The organism is Micromonospora sp. NPDC049497 (assembly GCF_044465805.1).
In the GTDB taxonomy this organism is placed as follows: domain Bacteria; phylum Actinomycetota; class Actinomycetes; order Mycobacteriales; family Micromonosporaceae; genus Micromonospora.
This window is the reverse complement of sequence record NZ_JBITMC010000012.1, coordinates 15,809-41,318: the sequence shown is the minus strand read 5'-3', so window position 1 is coordinate 41,318 and position 25,510 is coordinate 15,809. Positions and strand designations below refer to the sequence as shown.

Annotated in this window: 21 protein-coding genes; 16 read left to right on the top strand and 5 right to left on the bottom strand. The window is 73.2% G+C overall.

The window, feature by feature from the left end; translation table 11 throughout:
• Positions 1-83 precede the first annotated feature (83 nt).
• Positions 84-782, bottom strand: coding sequence for a CBS domain-containing protein (locus ACIBR0_RS17725; RefSeq protein WP_396716808.1), 699 nt, complete (start codon positions 780-782; stop codon positions 84-86).
• 212 nt (positions 783-994) lie between these two features.
• Between ACIBR0_RS17725 and ACIBR0_RS17720 the strand changes: the two genes are divergently transcribed.
• Complete coding sequence (locus tag ACIBR0_RS17720) at positions 995-1,552, top strand: hypothetical protein (RefSeq protein WP_396716806.1); 558 nt, start codon at positions 995-997, stop codon at positions 1,550-1,552.
• 169 nt (positions 1,553-1,721) lie between these two features.
• On the top strand, positions 1,722-2,114 hold the full coding sequence (locus ACIBR0_RS17715; RefSeq protein ID WP_396716804.1) for an FKBP-type peptidyl-prolyl cis-trans isomerase: 393 nt from the start codon (positions 1,722-1,724) through the stop codon (positions 2,112-2,114).
• Positions 2,115-2,160: 46 nt separating this feature from the next.
• Here ACIBR0_RS17715 and ACIBR0_RS17710 read toward each other — a convergent pair whose 3' ends face one another.
• Positions 2,161-2,544 carry an STAS domain-containing protein gene (locus tag ACIBR0_RS17710; RefSeq protein WP_396716802.1) on the bottom strand — a complete coding sequence of 128 codons (384 nt, stop codon included), beginning with the start codon at positions 2,542-2,544 and terminating at the stop codon, positions 2,161-2,163.
• A 399-nt stretch (positions 2,545-2,943) separates the two neighbouring features.
• Between ACIBR0_RS17710 and ACIBR0_RS17705 the strand changes: the two genes are divergently transcribed.
• Positions 2,944-6,582, top strand: a complete 3,639-nt coding sequence (locus ACIBR0_RS17705) for a COG1361 S-layer family protein (RefSeq protein WP_396716800.1) — start codon at positions 2,944-2,946, stop codon at positions 6,580-6,582.
• Between the two features lie 96 nt (positions 6,583-6,678).
• Here the strand turns inward: ACIBR0_RS17705 and ACIBR0_RS17700 are convergent, their stop codons facing one another.
• Complete coding sequence (locus tag ACIBR0_RS17700; protein WP_396716798.1) at positions 6,679-7,470, bottom strand: alpha/beta fold hydrolase; 792 nt, start codon at positions 7,468-7,470, stop codon at positions 6,679-6,681.
• Between the two features lie 145 nt (positions 7,471-7,615).
• On the opposite strand from ACIBR0_RS17700, the gene ACIBR0_RS17695 reads away from it, so the two are divergent.
• The 5 genes from ACIBR0_RS17695 to ACIBR0_RS17675 are packed head-to-tail and all read left to right on the top strand — an operon-like array spanning position 7,616 to position 14,796.
• Positions 7,616-8,122 (top strand): hypothetical protein, encoded by a 507-nt coding sequence (locus ACIBR0_RS17695; RefSeq protein WP_396716796.1) that lies wholly within the window; start codon positions 7,616-7,618, stop codon positions 8,120-8,122.
• The gene (locus tag ACIBR0_RS17690; RefSeq protein ID WP_396716794.1) at positions 8,122-9,528 is read left to right on the top strand and encodes a hypothetical protein; all 1,407 of its coding nucleotides are present in this window, start codon (positions 8,122-8,124) and stop codon (positions 9,526-9,528) included. Before ACIBR0_RS17695 ends, ACIBR0_RS17690 begins: the two co-directional genes overlap by 1 nt.
• Complete coding sequence (locus ACIBR0_RS17685; RefSeq protein WP_396716792.1) at positions 9,525-10,847, top strand: VWA domain-containing protein; 1,323 nt, start codon at positions 9,525-9,527, stop codon at positions 10,845-10,847. The genes ACIBR0_RS17690 and ACIBR0_RS17685 overlap by 4 nt, the downstream gene beginning before the upstream one ends.
• A 14-nt stretch (positions 10,848-10,861) precedes the next feature.
• Positions 10,862-11,974 (top strand): AAA family ATPase, encoded by a 1,113-nt coding sequence (locus ACIBR0_RS17680; protein ID WP_396716790.1) that lies wholly within the window; start codon positions 10,862-10,864, stop codon positions 11,972-11,974.
• Entirely contained in the window at positions 11,971-14,796 is a 2,826-nt protein-coding gene (locus ACIBR0_RS17675; protein WP_396716788.1) for a DUF5682 family protein, read from the top strand. The genes ACIBR0_RS17680 and ACIBR0_RS17675 overlap by 4 nt, the downstream gene beginning before the upstream one ends.
• A gap of 82 nt (positions 14,797-14,878) precedes the next feature.
• Here ACIBR0_RS17675 and ACIBR0_RS17670 read toward each other — a convergent pair whose 3' ends face one another.
• Positions 14,879-15,346: a hypothetical protein gene (locus ACIBR0_RS17670; protein WP_396716786.1), complete on the bottom strand. Its 468-nt coding sequence runs from the start codon at positions 15,344-15,346 to the stop codon at positions 14,879-14,881.
• A gap of 122 nt (positions 15,347-15,468) precedes the next feature.
• Between ACIBR0_RS17670 and ACIBR0_RS17665 the strand changes: the two genes are divergently transcribed.
• Complete coding sequence (locus tag ACIBR0_RS17665; RefSeq protein ID WP_396716784.1) at positions 15,469-16,128, top strand: DUF998 domain-containing protein; 660 nt, start codon at positions 15,469-15,471, stop codon at positions 16,126-16,128.
• Here ACIBR0_RS17665 and ACIBR0_RS17660 read toward each other — a convergent pair.
• Entirely contained in the window at positions 16,076-16,822 is a 747-nt protein-coding gene (locus ACIBR0_RS17660; RefSeq protein WP_396716782.1) for an alpha/beta fold hydrolase, read from the bottom strand. The two genes, ACIBR0_RS17665 and ACIBR0_RS17660, sit on opposite strands and share 53 nt — an antisense overlap.
• Before the next feature lie 99 nt (positions 16,823-16,921).
• Between ACIBR0_RS17660 and ACIBR0_RS17655 the strand changes: the two genes are divergently transcribed.
• The 7 genes from ACIBR0_RS17655 to ACIBR0_RS17625 all read left to right on the top strand — a co-directional run bounded on the left by ACIBR0_RS17655 (position 16,922) and on the right by ACIBR0_RS17625 (position 25,358).
• A complete protein-coding gene (locus tag ACIBR0_RS17655; protein ID WP_396716780.1) occupies positions 16,922-18,193 on the top strand; it encodes a PucR family transcriptional regulator in 1,272 nt (423 codons plus the stop codon).
• A gap of 144 nt (positions 18,194-18,337) precedes the next feature.
• On the top strand, positions 18,338-19,171 hold the full coding sequence (locus ACIBR0_RS17650) for a carbohydrate ABC transporter permease (RefSeq protein WP_396716778.1): 834 nt from the start codon (positions 18,338-18,340) through the stop codon (positions 19,169-19,171).
• The gene (locus ACIBR0_RS17645; RefSeq protein WP_396716776.1) at positions 19,168-20,469 is read left to right on the top strand and encodes an ABC transporter substrate-binding protein; all 1,302 of its coding nucleotides are present in this window, start codon (positions 19,168-19,170) and stop codon (positions 20,467-20,469) included. Before ACIBR0_RS17650 ends, ACIBR0_RS17645 begins: the two co-directional genes overlap by 4 nt.
• Positions 20,466-21,479 (top strand): ABC transporter ATP-binding protein, encoded by a 1,014-nt coding sequence (locus ACIBR0_RS17640; RefSeq protein ID WP_396716774.1) that lies wholly within the window; start codon positions 20,466-20,468, stop codon positions 21,477-21,479. Before ACIBR0_RS17645 ends, ACIBR0_RS17640 begins: the two co-directional genes overlap by 4 nt.
• Positions 21,476-22,351: a carbohydrate ABC transporter permease gene (locus tag ACIBR0_RS17635; RefSeq protein ID WP_396716772.1), complete on the top strand. Its 876-nt coding sequence runs from the start codon at positions 21,476-21,478 to the stop codon at positions 22,349-22,351. Before ACIBR0_RS17640 ends, ACIBR0_RS17635 begins: the two co-directional genes overlap by 4 nt.
• Positions 22,352-22,370: 19 nt before the next feature.
• Positions 22,371-22,838, top strand: a complete 468-nt coding sequence (locus ACIBR0_RS17630) for a hypothetical protein (RefSeq protein ID WP_396716771.1) — start codon at positions 22,371-22,373, stop codon at positions 22,836-22,838.
• A gap of 168 nt (positions 22,839-23,006) precedes the next feature.
• Entirely contained in the window at positions 23,007-25,358 is a 2,352-nt protein-coding gene (locus ACIBR0_RS17625) for a WD40/YVTN/BNR-like repeat-containing protein (protein ID WP_396716769.1), read from the top strand.
• The last annotated feature ends 152 nt before the right edge of the window (positions 25,359-25,510 follow it).

Sequence of the window (25,510 nt, the reverse complement as noted above, 5' to 3'; positions counted from 1 at the left end):
ACCCTCGTACGCGCCGAGCCTAGGCGAGCGGTACGGCCCCCGACGGCGCTCTGCCGAAGTCGAACGGGGCCGGCCGGAAACGCTCAGGCCACCGGAGTGACCTGGCCCGGTGCCATGTCGAGCAGGTCCCTGTCGTCGACGTCGTACGCGATGGTGCTGGTCACCCGCACGACGCCGCTGACCTGACCGGCGAGCCGGGCGGCCAGCTCAGTCGCGCTCCGCCGGTCCAGCCGGCCGTCGAGGACCACCTCACCGTCGTGGACCTGCACGGTCACCAGGCCGTCCCGCACGGCGAGCACCCGACGCAGGACCTCCTGGACCACGTCCTCCCGGATCTCCGCGTCGGTCCGCAGGTGCACCCGCAGGAGGTCGCCGCGGGTGACGATGCCGACCAGCCGACCGAGGTCGTCCAGCACCGGCAGGCGCTTGACCGCCTCCCGGTCCATCTGCCGGGCGGCGGACGTGATCGTCGCCTCCGGCCACGTGGTCACCGGCGGCGCGGTCATCAGGTCCCGGGCCAGCAGCGCGTCGGCCTTCTCCCGGGCGGTACGGTGCCGCCGCCCCTCGAAGACCCGTCGCTGCTCCGGCTGCCCGGCCCGCTCGATCTTGTGCAGAAGATCCGACTCCGACACCACGCCGAGTACCCGACGGAACCCGTCCACCACCGGTACTCCGCTGATGCCCCGCCGCACCAACGCGTCGACGATCTCCCGGTACGGGGTCTCCTCCCCCACCGTCGCGACGTCCCACGTCATCACGTCGCCGACCTGCCACGTCCTCATCACGACCTCCTAGATGGTCTCACCAGGGACGCTACGGACCACGGACGCCGGGGCGGCAGGGTCGCGGGACCGGGCCGGCGGGGCCGTACGGACCGGTCGACAAGGGGTCCAAGGACCCGGTCGTTCGGGGCCCGGTCGGCCCTGCTGACGGGGTGCCGGCAGGCGTCCAATGGAGATGCCACCGGGAAGCGCGGTGCGGAACCAGAAGGGACGTGGAGACAATGACCGCGACGACTGAGCGGAACACCGCCGCCACCATCGCTCCGGCGGCCGAGACCCCCCGGGAGCGTGCCACCCGGTACGTCTTCGCCGGCATCAGGATCGCCCTCGGCTGGACCTTCCTCTGGGCGTTCCTGGACAAGGCCTTCGGCCTGGGGCACGCCACCGAGGCGAAGAACGCCTGGCTCAACGGCGGCAGCCCGACCAAGGGGTTCCTGACCTTCGGCGCCGCGGGCCCGTTCAAGGACTTCTACAACGGCATCGCCGGCGCCGCGTGGGCCGACTGGCTGTTCATGATCGGTCTGGCGGGCATCGGTGTGGCGCTGCTCCTCGGCATCGGGATGCGCGTCGCCGCCGTCGCCGGTGGCCTGCTCTACGTGTTGATGTGGACGGTCGTCCTGCCCCCCGAGAACAACCTGTTCCTCGACGACCACCTCATCAACGCCGCCCTGCTCGCCGGCCTCGCGCTGGTCAACGCAGGTGCCACCCTCGGCCTCGGCCGGACCTGGGCCAGGCTCCCCCTCGTCCAGCGGTTCCCCTGGCTCCGCTGACCGATCCGCCACCACCTCCAGCGGGCGTCACCACCGGTGACGCCCGCTGATCCGTGCCGTCACCCGGTCGTGGGAGGCGGTTCGCCGGACCGGCCGCCATCGGCCGGCCACGATCCGGCAGGATCACCGGTGACCGGACAACCGGATCGAAACGGCAGGAGATTCCCGAATGAACCAGGCAGCAGGCGCCCACTCGGGCAAGCCCGAGGTAGGCCCGATCGAGGGCGCACCGCCCGCGGACCTCGTGATCGAGGACATCACCGTCGGCGAGGGCCCGGAGGCCCGGGCGGGTCAGCTGGTCAGCGTCCACTATGTCGGGGTGTCGCACTCCACCGGGCGGGAGTTCGACGCCTCCTGGAACCGGGGCGACACGTTCGAGTTCCCGCTCGGCGGCGGACAGGTCATCGCCGGCTGGGACCAGGGCGTGGTCGGGATGCGCGTGGGCGGCCGTCGCAAGCTCACCATCCCGCCGCACCTCGGCTACGGCGACCGGGGCGCGGGCGGCGTGATCAAGCCCGGCGAGACCCTGGTCTTCGTGGTCGATCTGCTCGACGTCCGCTGAGACCGGCGGCCGGTGCCGCGTCGGCGGCACCGGCCGCGCCCGCCGGTCAGCAGGGCACCAGCTCCCGGTCACCGGCCCGCGTCGCGCCCTCGGCGCAGGGATCGACCAGGGAGTCGACGACGGGGATCACCCGGTGCAGACCGGTGACTCGCAGCACCCGGGACACGACGGGGTCGGGGTCGACCAGCACCAGCTCGCCGCCCTGTGCCCGGACCCGCCGATGCGCGGCGACCACGGTCCGCAGGCCGGCGGCGGAGAGCACCCGCACACCGGACAGGTCGAGCCGGACCACCGGCCGGACCGGCGCGGACCAGAGGGCTGCCCGGAACGCGGCGACCGTCGCGATGTCGACCTCGCCGGTCGCGCGCACGTCGACCACCCGGTCGCCCACGCTGACCTCGACGCGGAACCGCTCCTCGCGCTCTACCATGCCCCCGAACCTATCCCCCACCACCGACATGTCCGCCCGTCCCGAGGACGGGATCCGGGTACAGCCAGGGTCGGACCCCGAGGCGTCCCGGATCCCCCGACGGGACGACGGGTAGGGGCGGGCGGATCGTCTTCGCGGCCGCCCTGTGCCGTTGGGCTTGGAGGTCGTCCCGGCCCCGTGACGCGCGCCGAGAGCGAGCGCCGTCGTGTCGAGCTGACCCCGATGACACCAACCCGAACGGCTGACCAGGCACGACACCCATTGGGCGGGATACCTCGGAGACCGTCCAGGGTCGGTGTCGGATGCGTGTCACTGGGGTGATCGGCCCGCTACGCCGCGCTATGAAGTGCGAGACCGTCGCCCCATGTGGATCATCTGATCCCATTTTTGGAGGTTTCCATGCGAAGAAGACGGATCCTCGCCGCGCCCGCGGCACTGCTCCTGGTCACCGGCCTGACCGTCCTGGTCGGGCCCCACCCCGCCACCGTCGCCGCGACCCGCCCGATGGAAGCCGCCAAGCCGAAGCACATCGGCGTGGTCGAACCGGTCCGCGCCGGAGTGTCCAAGGCGGTGCGGACACTCCCCCGCGCCGCGAAGGACATCCGGAAGAACCCCGCCGCCAGCACCGAGACCGCACCCACCCAGGCCGACGTCGCCGGCCGCACGGATCCGGCGATCCAGGCGCTGGAAGGGCCGGTCAACGACGACCTGAAGCCCACCAACACCCCGTTCGCCGGCCAGACCGGCGGCACCCCGCCGGACACCGTCGGAGACGTCGGACCCGACCACTACGTCCAGATGGTCAACACGACCTTCCAGATCTGGAACAAGGACGGCACCTCGCCGACCGGCGGCGGCCCCTTCCCGATCAACTCGCTGTGGACCTCCAACACGGTCAACGACAACGGCTGCGACACCCAGAACGCCGGCGACCCCATCGTGCTGTACGACCAGACCGTCGACCGGTGGATGCTGGCCCAGTTCACCAGCCCGAACACCGCGCCGTTCGACATGTGCGTCGCGTACTCGCAGACGCCGGACCCGACCGGCGCGTACTTCACCTACTCGTTCCGGCTCAGCGCCTCCCACGACTACGAGAAGTTCGGCGTCTGGCCCGACGGGCTCTACATGTCGACGTTCGAGGGCGGCACGCTCGGGGCGTACGCCTTCGACCGGTCGGCGATGGTCAGCGGAAGCCCCGCCACCTTCCAGTACTTCGGCTCCGGCGCGGGCGCCCTCGGCCCCGGCGTCTCCTCCGCCGGCCGGGTGCGCATGTTCCCCAGCGACTGGGACGGCGTGAACGCGCCGGTGGCCGGCGAGCCGAACCACTTCCTGCTGTCCCGTGACTCGGACAACGGGCAGGGCGGCGCGCAGGACAGCATCGACGTGTACGACTTCCACGTCGACTGGACCAACCCGGCCAACAGCACCTTCGGGCTCACCACGACGCTGAACACGCAGCCGTTCGACATCAACGTCGGCTGCACCGACGTCGACGGCAACGGCGCCGCCCGGGACTGCATCGACCAGCCGGGCACCACCCAGCGCATCGACGCCCTGCCGGGCCGGCTGCTGCACCGCGTGCAGTACCGCAACTTCGGCACCCACCAGTCCATGGTGGCCGTCCAATCCTCGGTCGACGCCGACGGCGCCGACCGGGTCGGCACCCGCTGGTACGAGCTGCGCAACGGCGGCGGCGGGTGGGCCATCCACCAGCAGGGCACGTACGCGCCCGGCACCGCCGACCGGTGGATGGGCTCGATCGCGATGGACGGCCAGGGCAACATCGCCCTCGGCTACAGCATCGTCGACGCGGCGAACAACGTGTTCCCGTCGATCGCGTACACCGGTCGGCTGGCGAGTGCGCCGCTGGGCAGCATGCCCGAGCCGGAGCAGACCATGTTCTCCGGCACCACGTCACAGACCAACGCCGACCGTTGGGGCGACTACAGCTCGATGAACGTCGACCCGACCGACGACTGCACGTTCTGGTACACCCAGCAGCACGGCGGCGGCCGGCAGACCCGCATCGGCGCGTTCCGGTTCACCACCTGCGACGAGACCGACCTGCGGATCACCAAGAGCGACTCCCCCGACCCGGTGTACGCGGGCCAGGACCTGACGTACACGGTCACCGTCGCCAACGACGGCCCGCACACCGCCTCCTCGGTCACCGTCACCGACACGCTCCCGGCCGGGGTGACCTTCCTGTCCAGCACGCCCGCGTGCACGAACGCGGCCGGCACCCTCACCTGCGACCTCGGACAGCTGCTGCCGGGCCAGTCGGTACCGCTGGTCATCCAGGTCCGTGTCCCCGCCGACCTGCCCGCCGGCACCCTGACCAACACCGCGACGGTGACGGCGGCCGACCAGTTCGACCCCAACCCGGGCAACAACACGGCCACCGCGACCACGAGCGTCAAGACCCGCGCCGACCTGGCGGTGACCAAGGTCTGCAAGCCCGACCGGCCGGCGCCCGCCGGCACGCCGGGGTACTGCGACATCCACGTCGACAACCTGGGTCCGTCCGACGCCACGTCGGTGGAGCTGACCGACGTGCTCACCTCGGCCACCCCGTTCGAGGTGACCGGCGTGACGGTCACCCCGTCCGGGACCTGCGCACCGACCACCGCCGGGCCGGCCACCAGCATCACGGTCACCTGTGACCTCGGCACCGAGCCGGCCGGCGGGCGTACGACCGTGCGGGTGACGGTCACCGCCGCCGACGTCGCGCAGGTCAACGACGTGGCCACGGTCCGCAGCGCCACCGAGGACCCGAACACCGCCAACAACCAGGCCACCGGCCGGGTGGAGTTCGTCGGGTCCGCCGACCTCAGCCTGGACAAGACCGGTCCGGCGTCCGTCGTCGCCGGCACCCAGCTGCAGTACGTCGTCACGGTCACCAATGACGGTCCGTCCGTCGCGCGGGACGTGGTGGTCGCCGACACCCTGCCCGCCGGGGTGAGCTTCGTGTCGGTGACCCCGTCGGTGGGCACCTGCACCAACGGCCAGCCGACGGCGCGCGACGTACGCTGCGGCCTGGGCAACCTGGCCTCCGGCGCGTCCGCCACCGTCACCATCGTCGCCCGGGTGGCACCGAACGTCGTGCCGGGCACCGTGCTGTTCAACGAGGCGGTCGTCTCCAGCGCGACCGCCGACCCGGACAACGACGACGTCCGGGACAGCGTGGCGACCACGGTGGCCGCCTCGGCCGACCTGTCGGTCGCCAAGGGTGACTCGCCGGACCCGGTCCTGGCCGGGCAGAAGATCACCTACACGATCACGGTGTCCAACACCGGGCCGTCCACCGCGCAGAACGTGACGGTCACCGACACCCTGCCGGCGGGCACCACCTACGTCGGCGGCGTCGACGGCAACGGCGCCACCGTCTGCACCCTCGTCCAGAACGACACGGTGGTCTGCGCGCTGGGCGCGGTCGACCCGGGACAGACCCGGACGGTGTTCCTGACCGTGCTGGTGGCACCGTCGGTGCCGGACGGAACGACGCTGACCAACCGGGTGACGGTGGCGTCGCCGACACCCGACCCGAACGCCGGCAACAACACGGCCACCCAGCAGACCGGGGTGCAGACCTCCGCCGAGCTGTGGCTGGACAAGACCGGCGACCAGCGGTCCGGCAACCCGGCCCCGACGGTCGTCTACACCCTGATCGTGCACAACAACGGCGGCTGTGAGAGCGACGCGCAGTCCACGCCGACCCCGACCTGCGGGGCCGGCGGACCGTCCGACGCGCAGAACGTGACGGTGGTGGACAAGCTGCCGCTGGACCCGAAGAAGCTCGTCGTGCAGTACGTCTCGCCGCAGTGCGCGTACGACAGGGCGACCCACACGGTGACCTGCACGGCGGCGACGGTGCCGGCGGGCGCGACGGTCACCTTCGTGATCGAGGCGCAGGCGCAGGGCAGCGTCCGGACGATTCAGAACTCCGCGACGCTGACCAGCACCACGCCCGATCCGGTGACCGGCAACAACACCGACGACGTGACGATCGTCGTGAAGGGAGGCACCGGCCGGTAGTGCCCTGAACGTCCGGCGGATCACCGCCGGGGACGAACGTGCCACCGCGGGGTGGCCGGTGCCCGCCACCGGCCACCCCGCCCGGCGTGGACGCGTCTATCCGGTCGGTGCCGGCTGTTCGACGCGGTCGAGCCAGTCGGCGAGCAGGGCGGTCACGAGCCCGGAGAGTTCGATGAGCAACCCGTGGCCGCCCCGGTCGAGGACCGCGTGCGTCGCCCGGGGCAACTGGCCGTACTGCCGCCACTGGTCGTTGTAGCCCAGCGCGTCGTCCTGCCGTCCGGTGACGATCAGCGCCGGCCCGGCGTACGTGGAGGTCAGCGGGAACGAGCCGGCGTAGTTGGCGGCGATCCGCGCCACGGCCGCGTCGTCGACCACCGAGCAGTGCACCTCGTCCTCGAGCCGCCGCACCGCGGTGGCCGTGACCACGACCGAGAAGTCGTGGGGTGCGGAGACGCCCGGCTCGCGATACAGCACGCGATGCTCAGCGACGTCACGCTGGCCGGGCGGCAGAACCATGGGTACGAGCAGCGCCAGTCCCGAGATCCGCTCCGGTTCGGCGGCGGCGAGACCTGCCGCGAGGTAACCGCCGTACGAACCACCGCTCACCGCGTACCGCCCGGGCACGACGGCGTCGACGAAGGCGCGCAGGACGGCGAACACGTCGTCGGTCCCCTGGATCCACTCTGGCGCGGGAGTACGGCCCATGCCGGGCAGGTCGGGGTAGATCCGCCGCCAGCCGGGACGGTCGGCGAACAGCGGTTCGTGCACGCCGATGACGCACCGGTTGTCGACGCCCATGCCGTGCAGCGCGATCAGGGTGATGTCGGCATCCGCGGGGCCGAACTCGTCGTAGTGGACGTCGATCCCGAGCGTTTCGAGGAACGGCATGGCCGGACCCTAACGGATCGCTCCCGCCGCACGGGCTGTCGTACCCGTGCCCCATGATCCTCGTCGTCACCGTGACGCCGGCACCATCGCGGCGTCCACATCGTCATGGGCGACGCCGGGTCAGCGGCGGGCGGGAGGTCGGGAAGTGGCGGACGTGGACCACGTCGGGTGGGCGGGGCGCAGCGCGGTACGGGTGGTGCCGCCCGCCCGGCCCCGGAAGCTGGCGAAGGTGCCCTTCGTCGAGCTGGCCGACGGGCGGTTGCAGGGCGTCGTCTCCAGCGGGTCGGACATCGAGCGGGTCTACGTCTCGTCGATCACCTCCGGCACCCACGCGTACCACTGCTCCACCAACAACAACCGGCCCTGCGGCGGCCTGCGGGGCACCCCCTGCAAGCACCTGGAGGCGCTGGCCGACGAGGCGATCGTGCAGTACGGGATCGACCAGGTCGCCCGCTATGTCCGCGCCGACGTCGCTGAGGACGCCACCAGCGGCGCGGAGCTGCTCGCCGGCCTCGACGCCCGGCACGAGCCGACGCCGGCCGCGGTGGTGTTCAGCCGCTTCCTGCGCCACCTGTCCTACCTGGAGGTGCCGGGCACCACCACGCCCTCGCCCGAGCTGCACTGGTTCCCGGCGACCGGGGCGGGCCGCTGATGCTCGCCACGCAGCTCGCCACGCTGACCGACGGTCACCCGAGTGGCCTCACCGACGCTCTCGACCTGGCCGCCGGCGTCGACGGCGCCCTGGCCCGTGGCCTGGCCCGGGTCGCCGAGGACGACGCCGTCGCACTGGCCGCCGTCGCCGGGGCGTTGGCCACCACCCCGCTGGCCGGCGCGGTCGCCGAGGCGGTCGGCAAGGTCACCGCCGGCTCGGTGGCCCAGGACCACCTCGCGGTCCTCGCCGGGGCCCGATCCGCCCTGCTCGGCGCGGTGCACGACGCCCTGCTCGGGCGGCTCGACACCGCCCTGGGCCGTACCCGTACACCGTGGTCGTCCGCGCCACCCACCGCGCCAGGGGCGGTGGCACCCGGCCGCGCCGCAGCGCGGGCCTGGCTGCACGAGCTGGCCCTCGCCGGCTGGCGCGGCGTCGACCACGAACTGGTCGCCGCCGCCGGCACGCCGATCGAGACGGCGCTGGCCGAGCCCACGCTGCGCCGGCTCGCGGTGCTGCTCGACGGGTTCGCCGCCGAGCTGCGCGCCTGCGTGCCGGTCGCCGCGATGCCGCAGCCGCCGGTCCGCCGCTGGGCCGACCTGTGGGCGCGGGCGGTGCTGCTCGCCCAGGACGCTGCCGCCGACACGGGGACCGCCGTCGGGGAGCCGGTCTCCGGGCGGCTGCTGCCGCTCGGCGTGGACGTCCACGAGCACGACACCGCCGTGCAGATCCAGGTCCACGCGATCTTCGAACCGGCCGACGGCGGGTCGCCCCGGCTGGTGCGGACCGCCGTCGGAGCCGCCAAGGTCGACACGATCGTCGGGCCGGCGGTGTGGCGGCTGCTGGGCGCGCACCCCGTACTCCTGCAGGCGCTGGCGCAGCGACGCGGCCTGGCGGTGACCGACCTGCCGGCACGCGGCGCGGACCTGCTCTGGCACGACGATCGGGCACGGCTCGACGAGCCGGTCGACCCGTTCGCGGCGGCGCGGGTCCTGCTGCCGGCGGCGTACGCGACGGCGACCGCGCCGCTGGACCGGCACACGGCTGTCATCGCCGAGCCGGTGCTGGTCGAGGGTTACACCGTCGTCGCCGACGGCGACGACCTCACGCTGGAGCTGGACGGGCACCGGATCGCCGTGGCCGTCGACCGGCTGCCCGCCTGCGGGCCCCTCACCCCGGCGCTGATGGCGGCCTCGTCGGCCTGTCTCGGCCTGCTGCGCTGGGACGACGGACGGTGGCTGCTGCAACCCCTCGGGGTGCGGGCCGCCGTCAAGCGCAGGCCGGTGGACACCCACACCGGCGACTGGGCCTGCGGCATCACCGACCCCCGGGTGGCCAAGGCCGAAGCCCGGGCCGGCGACGCGGTCGCCGTGCTGACCGAACGCGCCGGACGGTTGCTGCGCCGATGACCGACCAGACCCACGAGAACCGGCGGCAGGTGCTCTACTGGCGGCTGCTGGCCCGGCTCTTCGACCCCACCGAGCAGCCCGCCCTGGAGTCGGCCAGCGTCGCCGTCGTCGAGGACCTCGGCCTGCCAGCCGCTCTCCTGGACCCGACGGTCTCGGTGGACACCCTGGTGCAGCGCTTCCCGGCCCTCGCCGACGAGCTGCGCGGCCTGCTGGCGTCCGCCGACGACGACCCGGCGTCCGACGCCGACGGTGCGCGGCCGGGCGCCGACGAGGTACGCCGGGCCGCGCTGGTGTCCAAGGTGCTGCTCAACGTCTTCGCCACCGGCACCGGCCCGGTCGACGCCACGCAGTTGGCCCGGTGGCAGGCCGACGCGGGCTGGTTCGAGCGGGCGCTCGGCTGCGAGCCGGGTGAGCTGCGCCGGTCCGGCGGAGGACTCGGCGGCACCCTCGGCGCCCTGGAGGGCGACCTCGTACGGCGGATGCACCTGCGCGAGGTGCTCGCCGACCCGGCGCTGGCCCGCCAACTCACGCCGAGCATGTCGCTGATCGAGCAGCTGCTGCGGGACAAGGCCAACCTGTCCGGTGTGGCGCTGGCCAACGCGAAGGCCCTGATCCGGCGCTTCGTCGACGAGGTCGCCGAGGTGCTGCGGACCCAGGTGGAGAAGGCCAGCGTGGGCACCGTCGACCGGTCCGTGCCGCCGAAACGGGTGTTCCGCAACCTCGACCTGGACCGCACGATCTGGCAGAACCTCACCAACTGGAGCCCGGAGGACGAGCGGCTCTACGTCGACCGGCTCTACTACCGGCGGACCGCGCGGCGGACCACCCCCGCCCGGCTGATCGTGGTGGTGGACCAGTCCGGCTCGATGGTCGACGCGATGGTCAACTGCACGATCCTCGCGTCGATCTTCGCCGGTCTGCCGAAGGTGGACGTGCACCTGATCGCGTACGACACCCGCGCGCTGGACCTGACCCCGTGGGTGCACGACCCGTTCGAGGTGCTGCTGCGCACCCAGCTCGGCGGCGGCACCGACGGCACGGCGGCGCTGACCCTGGCCCGGCCGAAGATCACCGAGCCGCGCAACACCGTGCTGGTCTGGATCTCCGACTTCTACGAGTCCCAGTCGCAGGCCGTCTTCGACGGCCTGGAGGCCGCGCACCGCTCGGGTGTCCGGCTCATCCCCGTCGGCTCGGTCACCAGCTCCGGCGGCCAGAGCGTCAACCCCTGGTTCCGGCAACGCCTCAAAGACCTGGGCACCCCCGTGATCTCCGGTCACATCCGCAAACTCGTCTCCGAGCTCAAGAACTTCCTCACCTAGGAGTGCATCCCCTCATGTCCGAGATGCTGCGTGCCCCCGCCGAGGTCAAGTACGCCGACGAACTCGACTACCTGGAGTCGGTCGACACCGGCCCGAAGCCGTTCTCCTGGCGGCTCAGCCCGCGCATGGTGCGGTTGTTCGTCCTCGGCTCGGAACGGGCCGACGGGTTGGACCGCGACATCCCGCAGAAGTGGTTCGGTGACCGCAGCTTCGTCGAACGCAGCATCGTCACGCTCGCGTCCGACCGGGGACTGCTGCTCATCGGCGACCCGGGCACCGGCAAGAGCTGGCTCGCCGAACTGCTGTCCGCCGCGATCTGCCGCAACTCCACCCTCGTGGTGCAGGGCACGGCGGGGACCACCGAGGACCACATCAAGTACTCGTGGAACGTCTCGATGGTCATAGCCCGGGGCCAGTCCCGGGAGTCGATGATCCCGTCACCCATCATGACGGCGATGGAGCAGGGCGTCGTCGGCCGCTTCGAGGAGCTGACCCGTTCCACCAGCGACGTGCAGGACGCCCTGATCTCGATCCTGTCGGAGAAGTACGTCTCCATCCCCGAGCTGGACCAGGACAACATCGTCTTCGCCGAGCCCGGCTTCTCGATCATCGCCACGGCGAACAGCCGGGACCGGGGCGTCAACGACCTGTCCTCGGCGCTGAAGCGGCGGTTCAACTTCGTCCGGATCCCGGTGGTGACCAACAAGCGCAGCGAGGCGGAGATCGTCCGGTTCCGCACCGAGGAACTGCTGCGCCGGCACCACATCGACCTGGACGTGCCGCCCACCCTGCTGGACATCCTGCTGCAGAGCTTCGCCGACCTGCGGACCGCCGCCGCCGCGGCGACCAGCGACGACGAGAAGCTGGAGTCGGCACTCTCCACCGCCGAGCAGATCGGCGTGCTGGAGGACGCGATCCTGCACAGCCAGTTCTTCGGCGACCGGACGTTGCGCGCCGAGACCCTCGCCGGGTCGCTGATGGGGTCGCTGGCCCGCCGCAGCCCGGAGGACCTGGCGATCCTCAACAAGTACCTGCACGGCGTGGTGGAGCCGCGCGCCAAGACCGACGGCGGTGGCTGGGAGGGCTTCCTCGACGGTGGCCGCCAGGCGATCGCCGCCCTGTCGTGACCGCCGCCCCCACCGGCGGCCCCTTCGGTGCGCTGCGTGAACAGCTCACCGACGCGGTCGCCACCTTCGCCGACTCCCCCGACGCGCTCGCGGGCATCCTGGCCGGGATCGTCGACGACGTCGACCGGGCCCTCGCCGTACCGCTGGAGATCTTCCCGGTCTGCCACCACTCGCCGGCCTCCGCACTGGCCATGGTGCGGCGGCTGCGCGAGAAGAAGCCGAAGGTGATCTACCTGGAGCTGTGCGAGGACCTGCAACCACTGCTGACCGAGCTGCGCAACTGCCGCCTTCCGGTGGCCGTGCAGGCGTTCGCCTCCGAGTTGGACGGCTTCCCCCCCGCGTGGCGGCCGCTCAGCGTGGTCGCGCCGGTCACCGAAGCGTCGGCGGAGTACCAGGCCGTCGCGTACGCACTGGAGACCCCCGGCGTCAAGCTGGTCTGCGTCGACCGCTCCACCGACCACGTCTTCCAGTGGCTGCCCCGCGACGCCGGCGACCGGCCCGGCGGTGCCGCCTCCGGGAGCGACGGCGACAGAGACGACGACGGCGCGCTGCACGGTGACGCGGTCGGGGTGGAGATCGGCGACCTGCGGCCCGGTTTCGCCGAGCTGGAGGCGTACCTGCTGCACCACGGCAAGGTGCGGCACTGGTCGGAATGGTGGGACCAGTACGTCGAGCAGCCGCTGGCCGACGCCGACCACGACACGTACCGGCAGGTGATGGTGCTGATCGGCAGCCTGTTCCGCCGGCTACGCCCGAGCCGCCCGGAGAAGCTCGACCGCGACTCGGATCGCGAGCGGTACATGTGGACGCGCATCCGTGAGCACCTGGCCGCCTCCGGCGTCGACCCGGCCGACTGCCTGCACGTCTGCGGCGCCTTCCACGCCGCCAGCGACGTCGAGCAGTTCGGCCTCGCGCCGGACGCCCCGGCGTACGAGATCGGTCCCCGCACCGGCACCCGCTGGCGGTACGGCCTGATCCCGTCCAGCCACTCGGCGATCGAGACGCAGTTCGGCCTCGCCCCCGGATCGGTGTCGGTCGCGGCGGCCACCTGGACGAAGGCGCTGACCCGGTCCGGCCTGACCCCGTACCGGTTGGACGGACAGCGGGGCGGTCGGACCCGCAAGGCGCGGACGGCGGCCGTCCCCGCCCCGACCGTCGGCGTCACCGACCGCCTCTCCGGCTTCCTCGGCGCCACGCCGGAACCGGCCGGTCTCGACGAGGCCGAGCTTCGCGGCTGGTGCGTCGACATCGTCCGGCTGGCCCGCCGCAACGGCTACCTGGCCAGCACCGCCGACGCGATCGCCGTGTTCGAGACCTCGATCCTGCTCGCCGGGCTGCGCAACCGGGCCCGCCCCACGCCGTACGACTTCGCCGACGCCGCGGTCACCTGCATCGAGAAGGACGTCGTACCGGGACGGCGGGACGTCCGCCGGCTCTGCGAGATCCTGCTCGGGGGCGACCGGGTCGGTCAGGTCGGCTACGACGCCCTGCCGCCGCTGGCCCGCGACGTCCTCGACCGGTTGCAGCCGCTCGGCCTGGACCTGGAGAAGCGGACGGTCCAACGGGCCCTGCTGGACCTGCACGCCCGGCCGGACCTGGGCCCCTGCTCGGACCTGCTGTGGTTGCTGCGGCACCTGCTGCCCCGCGACGCGGCCCGCCCGATCATGGGCGAGCGGCGGCTGGGGCACCGGTCGGTGCAGGAGAGCTGGGACCTGGCGTTCGGCCGCCACCAGCGGGCCCTGATCGAGCTGGGCTACGAGGGCGTGACCGTGGAGCAGGTGTTGGAGCAGCGGCTGCGCCGCGCCGTACGCGGCCCGGACGCGACCGCCGCCGTCGCGCTGGAGGCCGTCGAGGACGCCATCACCCTGCTCGGCGCTCCCCGACTGGTCGACGAGCTGGGCACCCGGGCCGTGGAGCTGCTCGCCGCCGAACGCACGGTGGACGACGCCCCGGAGGTGTTGCGCCGCATCCGTCGGCTGCTGGCCCACTACCGGGCAACCGCGCCGACCCTGCCAGCCTGGTGCGGGTCGTTCGTGACCGCCGGGTACGCCCACTACTGCACACTGCTGCCGACCGCCTTCGCCGACGAGCAGACCGGGGTGCGGCAGGTCGGCGCGATGCTGGGGTTCCTGGTCAGCCTGGAGAGCCTGGCGCTGTCCCTGGGCTGCGACCGCAGCCAGCTCGAACTCGCCGTCGCGCAGTCCCACCCCGAGGCCCCGGCCAAGGTGGCGCTGCTCTGGGCGGCCCGGCACCAGCTCGGCCTGCTCCCCCTGGCCGAGCTGCGCGCCCGCTGTGCCGACCTGCTGGCGAACCCGCTGGTGGTGCCGACCTTCCCGCAGTACCTCTCCGGCTTCGTCCAGGCCCTGGAGCCGGTGCCGGGGCTGGCGCCGTTCGTGGTGGAGGTGATGTCGACGGCGTTCGCCCGGCTGCCCGATCCGGTTCTGCTGCCCTGGCTGCCGACGCTCATCACCACCCTTCGCGAGCACGGGCCGGAGCTGGTGCCGCTGCTGGTGCGGGAGGCCGGGCGCACCTTCCCGGGCACGCTGCCCGCCCTGGACGCCTGGGTGCCACCGTGGACGGAACGCGCCGCCGCGCCGGTGCCGGTGTCCACGGCCGCTCCCGCGGGGCCGGTCGTCGACCTGCTCGCCGGTCATCCGGAGACCGTCGACGCGCTCGCCGGGCTGCTCGGATGCACCGGCGGCTGGTCGACGACGCCGGCTCCCGGTGAGCCGGCGTCGCACGCCGAGGCGGCGGGCCTGCTCGGGCGCCATCCGGACACGGTCGACGCGCTCGCGTCCCTCCTCGGGGCGGGGGCCCGGTGACCGGGACGTGGTCTGCTTCGTCGCCGACACCCTGCTGGCCCGACCGCCGCCACCGACCCGCCCGGTCCCTGGCGGGCCGGGCCTACTGGATGCCGTTGGTCCAGGTGAGGGGCACCTCGACGGTTCCGGTCCCGTCGACGGTGACCCGGCGCTGCGGGGCGATCCGCCAGCCCGCGACCGTCTCGCCCCGGACGTCGTAGGTGCCGGGAGCCACGGCGACCGTGGCCCGGCCGTCGGCACCGGACCGGCCTCGGGTGACGACGTCACCGGCAGCGGAGCGCACCTCGAAGCCGGTGTCCGGCCGGGGCTTCGGGTCGCAGCGCGGGTCGGGGGTGACCGGCTCGTGCGGGCACTGCTCGCCGAGCTGGGTGACGATCCGCAGCAGCGCCCGACCGTCACCGACCTGCCCGGTGGGGGCGACGGGACCGACCGTCCCACCGGTCGCGGCAGTCGGCCGCCCGGTCCTCGGTCCGCCGTCGTCCACCACGCCGCACCCCGTCGCCAACAGGAGCGCGCCGAGGAGGATGCCGAGGGCCGGCCGGGTCGTCACGTCCCGATCCTACGAGCAGTCACCCTGACGTCCCGAAAACGACACCCCACGTGACCAGCCGATCGTCGCCGCGGGTCGTACGCTCGAGGCACCAGGTAGGGATGGGACCATCGGGAGGCGCCGTGGACCCCGTCAGATCACCCCAGGACGCGCAGACCATTCGCCGGCTGCGGCTCGGCATCGGCGTCGTCGGTATCGGGCTCCCGCTCGTCCTGCCCGTCGGCCACGCCCTGGTCACCGGCCGGCTCACCCTTCAGGAGTCGATCAGCGGCTACTACCACACGGAGATGCGGAACGTCTTCGTCGGCAGCCTGTGCGCTGTCGGGGTCTTCCTGCTGTCCTACCGGTACCGCCGGCTCGACGACCTGCTGAGCACGGTCGCCGGCGCGCTGGCCGTCGTGGTCGCGCTGTTCCCCACCACCACCGACGTACCGGCCGGCACGCTCTCCACGTCGGACACCGTCGTCGGGTGGGTGCACCAGGTCGCCGCCGCCGCGCTGTTCGGCGTGCTGGCCGTGTTCTGTCTGCACCTGTTCCCGGTGCGGGACGCGACCACGCCGGGCGCGCGGGCCCGCAACCGCCTGTACCGCACCTGCGGTTTCCTCATCCTTGCCGCGATCGCCCTCGGGCTGACCAGCGCGCTGCTGCCCGAGGAGGTGCGGGACCCGCTGAAGCCGCTGTTCTGGTGCGAGGCGGCGGCGGTGCTCGCGTTCGGCCTGGCCTGGCTGGTCAAGGGCGAGGCGATGTTCCGTGAGCGGTCCACCGCACAGCCCGGGCAGTGAGGAAGCGGTCGACGGCCTCCACGAACTCCGCCGGCCGGTTGGCGTGGACGTGGTGGCCGCCGCCGATCGTGACCAGGGTGGCGTCGGGCATCCGGTCGACCATCTCGGCGAGCAGGTGCTGCGGGATCGTGCTGTCCGGGCCGCCGCCGATCACCAGCGTCGGGACGTCGACGGTGTCGGTGCGGTCCCACCAGGTCGGATCGGGGTCGTCGAGCTGGGCGCGGATGGCGGTGACAGCGGCGAAGTCGAACGGGGTGGGGGTGTCCGGCGGCGCCAGGGGCGGCCGCTTCAGCGAGCCCGGCCGGGGTGCGAACACGTCCTCCACGACCAGGTGGGTCAGTCGGTGCGGGGCGACCTCGGCGAGCAGGATCGCCACGGTGCCGCCCATGGAGTGGCCGATCATGGCGCACCGCTCGACGCCCACCGCGTCGAGGAACCCGAGCACGTCGTCGCGCATCAGCTCGAACGAGTACCGGCCCGGTCGCGCGCTGCGGCCGTGTCCCCGTAGGTCCAGCGCGTACACGCGGTGCCCGCCGGCGAGGGCGGGCAGCACGGTGTGCCAGTCCCGTTCGTCGTCGCCGAGGCCGTGCAACAGCACCAGGGGCGGGCCGGCCGGGTCACCCGCGACGCGGTAGGCGAGGTCCACCCCGTCGACGGTCAGGGTGCGCAACGCTCCCACGGGTGATCCGGTCACGTGGACAACCGTAGCGGCAACCGGCGCACGCCGGCGTACCCGTCAACCCGGAAAGCCTGGTCAGGTGGGGATGGTCGGGTGTAGACAGGGAATCCGATCATGGGCGGCCGCAGGACGGCCGGGGCGGCGGGCGGAGGGGACATCGTGCAGGGCGAGCTGCAGCGGATCGTCGACGCCGTCGCGGCCCACGCGGGTCGGCCGGCGCTCATCGAGGACCGGCGGCAGCGGGTGGTGGTCTACAGCGAGCAGACCGGGCAGATGGACGAGGTACGCCGGGCGTCGATCCTGCGTCGCCAGACCACGCCCGAGGTCATCGCGTGGCTGCGCGCCTTCGGCATCACCGACGCCCGCGAGCCGTTGCGCACACCGTCGTGCCCGGAGTTGGACCTCCTGCCCCGCGTGTGCGTACCGATCCGACACCACGACCTGCTGCTGGGCTTCGTCTGGTTCATCGACCCCGACGGCACGATGGCCGACGTCGACATCGAGGCGACGGGCCTGCTCAAGGAACTGTCCCTGGCGCTGTACCGGGAGAACCTGCTCGGCGAACTGGCGGCGCAGAGCGAGAACGAGGCCGCCCGTACGCTGCTCGCGGACAACGCGGACGTCCGGGACCAGGCGGTCCGGACGTTGCTGGAGGCGGGCATGATCGCCGCCGACGGGCCGACCACGGCCGTCGTCGCGCACCTGGTCACGCCGGGACAGCGGCTTCCCGACGAGCGGGCGCGGGTCGCGCTGGAGCAGTCGCTGGTCGCGGCGCGGCGCCGCATCGGCACCCGGGAGGCGCTGCACATGGTGCGGCACGACCACGGTGTGCTGCTGCTGCCGGCGGGCGCGACCGCCGGGCGACCGAGCCCGGAGGCCGCCGCGCGGCAGCTCGACGAGGAGCTGCGGCAGGTGACGCGGGCGATCGGCTCGGTCGAGCGGACCGTGGTGGGCGTCGGCCGGTCCCGGCCGCGCCTGGTCGACGCCGTCGAGTCGTACGCCGAGGCTCTGCACGCCGCCCGGGTCGGTGCGCGACTGCCGGCGCTGGGTGACGTGGTGTCGTGGTCCGGGCTGGGTGTCTACCGGGTGCTGGCCCGGCTGGACGACCACCAGCTCGACGTCGCCGACGTCCATCCGGGGTTGGCCCGGCTGTTGGACGGCGCCGCGCACCTGCCGCTGCTGGCCACCCTGGAGCGCTACCTCGATCTCGCCGGCAACGCCCACGCCACGGCGGCCGACCTGCGGCTGCACCGGACCACGCTCTACTACCGGTTGCAGCGCGTCGAGGAACTCGCCGGCACCGACCTCAAGGACGGTGACGAGCGGCTGTGCCTGCACCTGGCGCTGAAGCTGGCCCGACTGTCGGGGCGGTACCGGCCGGACTGAGGAGTTGCGACAGGCGTAGCAAGGGCGGCGGCGGATCTTCGACAGGTGCCCGATGACCGGGCGCGGGAGCAGTTCGTAGGTTCGGCGGAACCGCCGCCGGACACGCAGGTCGGAATGGATGTCGGCGGGGTGGGGGGTGGTGCGGTGACCGGGCGGTGGATCGGGCGCTTCGGCGTGCCCGCCCTGGTCGCGGTGCTGTTCCTCGCCCCGCTGTGGTTCATGGTGGTCGGGTCCCTGCGACCCGCCGGTCTCCCACCGCCCCGGGGTCTGGAGGTCGTGCCGGCCGACCCGACGCTCGCCGCGTACGCGCGCCTGCCGGAGCTGATCCCGCTGGCCACCTACCTGGCGAACTCGGCCCTGGTGGTGGCGCTCGCCGTGCCGCTGACCGTGCTGGTGGCCTCGTTGACCGGCTTCGGGCTGCGGCTGCTCACACCCACCGGCCGGCGCCGGACGGTCCTCGGCCTGGTGGCCCTGCTGCTGGTGCCGGTGACCGCGGTCTGGGCCACCCGCTTCGAGCTGTTCCGCCTGGCCGGGGTGGTGGACACGTACGTGCCGCTGCTGGCGCCGGCGGTGCTCGCGGTCAGTCCGTTCCTGGTGCTGCTGTACGCGTGGAGCTTCGGCGGTGTGCCGGACAGCCAGTTGCAGGCCGCCCGGCTGGAGGGCGCCGGGTGGCTGACCATCTGGCGGCGGCTGGCGCTGCCGCAGGTGAAGCCGGCGACCCTGGCGGTCGGTGTGCTGGCCTTCACCTTCCACTGGTCCAACTTCATCGACCCGCTGCTGTACCTGACCAGCGGCGACCGGTACACCTACCCCCTGGGCCTGCGGTTCCTGCTGCTGCTGAACCCGACGGACTGGCCGCTGCTGATGGCCGGCTGCGTCGTGGCGACCGCGCCGTGCGTGGTGGTCTTCCTGCTGGCCCAGCGGGTCCTGCTGCACGACGACCCGCTGGCGGCGCTGAGATCCGGAGGACGCGAATGACACCATTCTGGCGACGGGGATGCGCCGGGCTGCTCACCGCCGCGCTGCTGCTCGGGGCGGGCGGCGGCTGCGGGTCCGACGACGAGGCGGCGGACCGGCGGGGCATCACCGTGGTGCTGTTCGGCGACGCCGAGGAGGTGGCCGGCTACCGCACCCTGATCGCGGACTTCGAGCAGGCCAACCAGGACGTCGACGTGACCCTCTCCCCCGTCGCCACGCAGGACGAGCTGATGGCACGACTGACCACGTCGTTCGCCGGTGGACAGCCGCCGGACGTGTTCCTGCTGAACTACCGCCGCTACGGGCAGTTCGCGGCGCAGGGTGCGATCGAGCCGGCACAGTCCTGGCTGGACGGCAGCACCGTGCTCGACGAGGGCGACTTCAGCCCCCGCGCCCTGGACGCGTTCCGCTTCGACGGCGACGCGTTGACCTGCCTGCCGCAGAACCTGTCCTCCCTGGTCGTCTACTACAACGCCGACCTGTTCCGGGCGGCCGGCGTGCCGACGCCGACAGCCGGCTGGACCTGGGACGACTTCCTCGCCGCGGCCCGCGCGCTCACCCGCGACGGCCGGTACGGCGTCGGTGTGCAGCCGTCGATCGCCCGGCTGGCGCCGTTCGTGTGGTCCAACCGGGGTGAGCTCGTCGACGACCCGGCGAAGCCCACCGCGCTGACCCTGCGGGGCGACCCGGCCTCCCGGACGGCGGTCGACTGGTTCCTGGACCTGCAACTGCGCCACCGGGTCGTACCGCCGGACGCGCAGGAGCAGAGCGAGTCCAGCGAGGCCCGGTTCCTGCGCGGCACCCTCGGCATGTTCCTGAGCAGCCGGGTCGCCGTGCCCACCCTGCGCACCATCGAGGGCTTCACCTGGGACGCGGCGCCGCTGCCGGTGGCCCCCGGCGGGGTACCGGCGTCCATCCTGCACAGCGACGCCTACTGCATGGGCGCCGGCCTGCCCGACCACCGCAGGGCGTGGCGGTTCATCGAGTACGCGATGAGCGCGCCCGGCCAGCGCGTCCTCGCCGAGTCCGGTCGTACCGTGCCGTCCCGGCTGGACGTGGCCACCTCCCCCGCCTTCCTCGACCCGGCCCGGCCGCCCCGGTCCTCGCAGGTCTTCCTGGACGCCGAGCCGCACCTGCGCGCCACCCCCCGCACCGCCACCTGGGCGCGGGTCGAGAAGGAGGCGGACACGCTGCTGGAGGAGGTCTTCTACGGCCGGGTCGACCGGGAGGAGGGCCTGCGCCGGCTGGAGGAGACCGTCCGGCCGCTGTTCGCCCTGCCCGTCGGACCGACCCGGTGACCGACGCGCGGGGCGTCATCCGCCTGGAGGGCCTGCGGCGGTCGTACGGGCGGGTGACCGCGCTCGACGGCGTCGACCTGGAGGTGCGGCCCGGCGAGCTGATCACCCTGGTCGGGCCGTCGGGATCGGGCAAGTCGACGGTCCTGCGCCTGATCGCCGGCCTGGACCGGCCCGACGGGGGTCGGGTGTACGTGGACGGGCAGGACGTCGCCCGGGTGCCGCCGCACCGGCGCGCGGTGGCGATGGTCTTCCAGGACTACGCCCTCTACCCGCACCTCACCGTCCGGGGAAACCTGCTCTTCGGCCTTGAGGTGCGCCGGGTGCGGCGGGCGGAGGCCGAGCGACGCGTCCGCGCCGCCGCCGAGCGGCTCGCCATCGCCGACCTGCTGGACCGCTACCCCGACCAGATGTCCGGCGGGCAGCGGCAGCGGGTCGCGCTGGCCCGCGCGCTGCTCCGCGAACCCAGCGTCTACCTGCTGGACGAGCCGCTGGCCAGCCTCGACGCGCCGCTGCGGTTCGCCACCCGGGCCGACCTGCTGGCCCTGCACCGGGAGCTGCGCACCACCACGATCCACGTCACGCACGACCAGCACGAGGCGATGACCCTCGGCGAGCGGGTGGTCGTCCTCGCCGAAGGGCGCGTGCGGCAGGTCGGCCCACCCCAGCAGGTGTACGACGAGCCGGCCGACACCTTCGTCGCCGGGTTCCTCGGCAGCCCACCGATGAACCTGGTGCCCGGCGGCGGCGTCCTCGGCGGAAAGGCGGACGTGACGCTCGGCGTACGCCCGGAGGACCTGGCCCTCGACGAGCGGGGACCCCTGGCGGTGACCGTCGAGGCGGTGGAGGCGCTGGGCAGCGAGGCGATCGTGCTGACCCGCTGCGCCGACGGCACCCGCCTGACGGTCCGCACCGGCCCGCGCCCCGGGGTGGCGCCCGGCGACGAGGTGCGGCTGCGTCCCGACCCGGCCCGGCTGCACCGCTTCGACGCCACCACCGGGCTCCGCCGGTGAGCCGGTTCCGGGCACCGTTGAGCGGCTGGGCGTTCCTCGCCCCGTACGCCGTCGCGGTGGCCCTGCTGATCGTCCTGCCGGCACTGCTCAACGTCGGCTACGCCTTCACCGACCACACCGGCCTGACCCGGGACCCCCAGTTCACCGGCCTGGCCAATGTGCGGCGGCTGGCCGAGGACCGGTTCCTGCTGGACAGCCTGGAGGCATCCCTCTTCCACGTCGCGCTGGCCGTACCGGTGCGGCTGGTGGCCGCGGTCGGACTCGCGCTGCTGCTCGCCGCGCCGCGGCCCGGCGGCCGGTGGTTCCGCACCGCCGTCTACCTGCCCACCGTCATCCCCGACGTGGCCCTCGCGGTGCTCTTCCTCTGGGTGCTCAACCCCCTGTACGGGCCACTGAACCAGCTCCTGGGGCTGGTCGGGCACCCGGGCTTCACCTGGCTCGCCGACCCGACCACCGCCCGGCTGGGGGTCGTGCTGATGCTGGCGTTCCCCATCGGCGAGGGGTTCGTGGTGGTGCTCGCCGCGCGCCGGCTGCTCGACGGCCGCCTGTACGAGGCGGCGGCCCTGGAGGGGTGCGGGCCCTTCGGCCAGCTGCGCCGGATCACACTGCCGCTGCTCGCGCCGGTGCTGGTGCTGCTCGCCGTCCGGGACGTCATCCTCACGCTCCAGGTGAACTTCGTCCCGGCGTACGTGCTGACCGACGGGCGGCCGGCCAACGCGACCCTCTACCTGCCGGTGTACATCTTCGACCAGGTCTTCGAGTTCTCCGGGTTCGCGTACGGCTCGCTCATCACGATCCTGCTGACGGTGGTCACCGCCGGGGTGATCGCCGGGCTGCTGGCGATGGTGCGACGGTGGCGGGTGCTGCGGTGACCGTGGCAGGCTCCATCAGATGAAGCTCCGGGTGGTCGCCCTTCTCGTCGCGTTCCCGCTGCTCGTCGCGTGCGGCGGGGCCGAGCCGACGACCGGCGGCGGGCCGGGCCGGGACCTGCTGGCGAACCTGCCCAGCTGCGACCGGGTCCCGCTCGACGAGGACCCGGAGGTCCCCGCCGACGTGCCCGGTCTGGTCCTGCCCGACGGCGCGCGGGTCACGTCGGTGATCCCGCAGGGCGCGGTGACCAGCGTGGAGGCGACCGTCCGCATGTCCCCGCTCGACGTCCGCGCCCACTACGAGCAGCGCGCCGACATCGACCTGCTGCGCGTCGAGGACGAGGTCTTCGAAACCGAGGTCCTGGCCCGGTCGCAGGACCGGCGCATGTACCTGCGCGCGGCGGCGCTCTGCGCGGACGGCACGACCCTCAGCGCCATGGTGGGCCCCGACTCGGAGGACGGCGGCCTGCCGGAGTTCCGCAACGGCTGACCTGCGCGCGCCGGCTCGACAGGTGTCCTAACGCGGCGGCGCGAATCCCGACAGATGATCGGTGACGTTCACCGATGCGGTGTCTAGCGTGCGGACTCAGGACGTCCGCATGTGGACAGGAGACACCGTATGAACCCAACCCTGGTCCGACGTCACCGCCGACATGCGGTGACAGCGCTGACGGCGCTGCTCGCCACGGCCGCGCTGACGGCGTCGTCGGCGGTGCAGGCCCCGGAACCGTCACTGGCCACGAGTTCCCCCACCGGCCCCATGGAGCTGCCCGACGAGTGGATGACCGCCCAGCGGATGAGCGACGGCAGCACCGACCTCTCCGCCGCGAAGTACGCGAAGGCCCGCGGCGAGGCCAACCAGCTGGCCGCCCGTACCCGCAGCGTCTACCGTCCCCTCGGCGAGCGGGACTGGACCTTCTTCGGCCCCTCCGACATCGGCGGGCGGGTCGTCGACATCGCGGTGGACCCCCAGGTCGACGGTCAGGTGTTCATCGCGGCGGCCTCCGGCGGCGTGTGGCGCTCCGCCGACGCCGGGGCGACCTTCAGCCCGGCGTGGCCGGACACCTGGGGGCAGGCCATGGGCGCGGTCGCGATGACCAGCGACGGTGTCCTCTTCGCCGGCACCGGTGAGGCCCAGCCCGGCGGCGGGTCGATCACCTTCGGTGGCGACGGCGTCTACCGGTCCACCGACCGGGGCGGCAGCTGGCAGCGCGTCGGCCTGGAGGACAGCCACGCCATCGGGCGCCTCGCGATCGACCGCACCGACGAGGACCGGATCTTCGCCGCGGCCAGCGGCAACCTCTTCGTGCCGGGCGGCCAGCGCGGCGTCTACCTGACCGAGGACGGCGGCGACAGCTGGCGGCAGGTCCTCGCGCCGCCGAACGACACCACCGGCGCCACCGAGGTCGTCATCGACCCGAGCAACCCCGACCGGGTGTACGCGGCGATGTGGGACCACCTGCGCGAGCCCAGCCAGCGCACCTACGGTGGACCGGGCTCCAGCCTCTGGCGCTCCGACGACGGCGGCGACACCTGGCAGCGGATGACCAACGGCCTGCCCACCGACGCCAACCAGGGCCGCTGGGGCATCGCGGTCGCGGCGGAGAACCCGCAGCGCCTCTACGCGTACGTGGGCACCGCGCTCGGCCCGTTCCGGGCCTTCTTCCGCTCCGACGACGGCGGCGACAGCTGGACGCAGACCCCGGTCACCGCCGGGCAGGCGTCCCAGTCCACCTTCAGCTGGTGGTTCGGCAAGCTGTTCGTCGACCCGGCCAACGCCGACCACGTCTTCCTCACCGGCGTGAACCTGATGCGCTCCACCAACGGCGCGCAGAGCTTCGCCCCGGTCGGCGGCGTGCACGCCGACCAGCACGTCCTGCGGTGGGACCCGAAGGTCCCGGGTCGGGTCTACCTCGGCAACGACGGCGGCGTCTACCGCTCCGAGGCCAACGGCGCCAGCGGCTGGGTGAAGGCCACCTACGAGCCGTACACCCAGTTCTACACCGTGGACGTGGCGCAGACCGACCCGACGCTGAAGGTCGGCGGCGCCCAGGACAACGGCTGCAACCGTGGGTACGACGGCGTCGGCGGGCCGTGGGACCCGATCGGCTGCGGCGACGGTCTCCAGACGCTCATCCACCCGGAGAACCCGAACATCGTCTTCGGGTGCAGCCAGTACGGCTCGTGCTACCGGTCGGAGAACGCCGGGTCCAGCCCGCGCCAGCCGATCGGGGCCGGGCAGACCACGTCGCAGCGGCGCAACTGGCTCACCCCGCTCCAGTTCGACCCGAGCGACCCGAACGTCATGTACTACGCCGGCAACATCGTCAACCGGTCCACCGACAACGGCCGCACCTGGACCGCGATCAGCCCGGACCTGACCGGCGGCGGGCCGAACGACCCGTCCGGGTACCCGTGGGGCACCATCACCACGATCGCCGCGGCGCCCACCGACGGCGACACGCTCTACGTCGGTACCGACGACGGCAAGCTGTGGTGGACCGACGACCTCGGAGGGAGCTGGAACGAGGTCGACGCGGCGCAACTGCCCGGCACGTGGGTCACCCGGGTGGCGGTGCACCCGGCGGACGCGAAGATCGCGTACGCGACGTTCTCCGGCTTCCGCTCGGGCAGCGACCGGGCGCACGTCATGATGACCCGCGACGGCGGCCGGACCTGGTCCGACATCGGCCAGGGCCTGCCGGACGCCCCGGTGAACTCGGTCGTACCCACCTCCGACGGCCTGCTGCTGGTCGGCACCGACGTCGGGGTGTTCCTGTCCGGTTGGAACGGCGGCGAGTGGGCCACCCTCGGTGCCGACCTGCCGCAGGCGGCGATCATGTACCAGCGCTACCACGAGCCGTCGCGGCAACTGACCGCGGCGACGTTCGGCCGGGGCGTGCACGACATCACGGTCCCGACGTGCCCGGCGGCGTCGACGAAGCTGCCGCTGGGGGACCCGGGGGTCGGGGTGGTCGGGGCGCTCTCGTCCTGCCGCGCGTCCGCCTGATCGTCGTTCCCCACGCGGCGCGGGGGGGACCCGGTGGGGGGCCCCCCCCCCCCCCGGCCCCCGGCCCGCCTCCGCCCCGGGTGGCGCACCCCCTTGCCCCCCGCCGGCCCCGGTGCACCTGCCCGACCCCGGACGCGGGCGCCGCCCCCCGC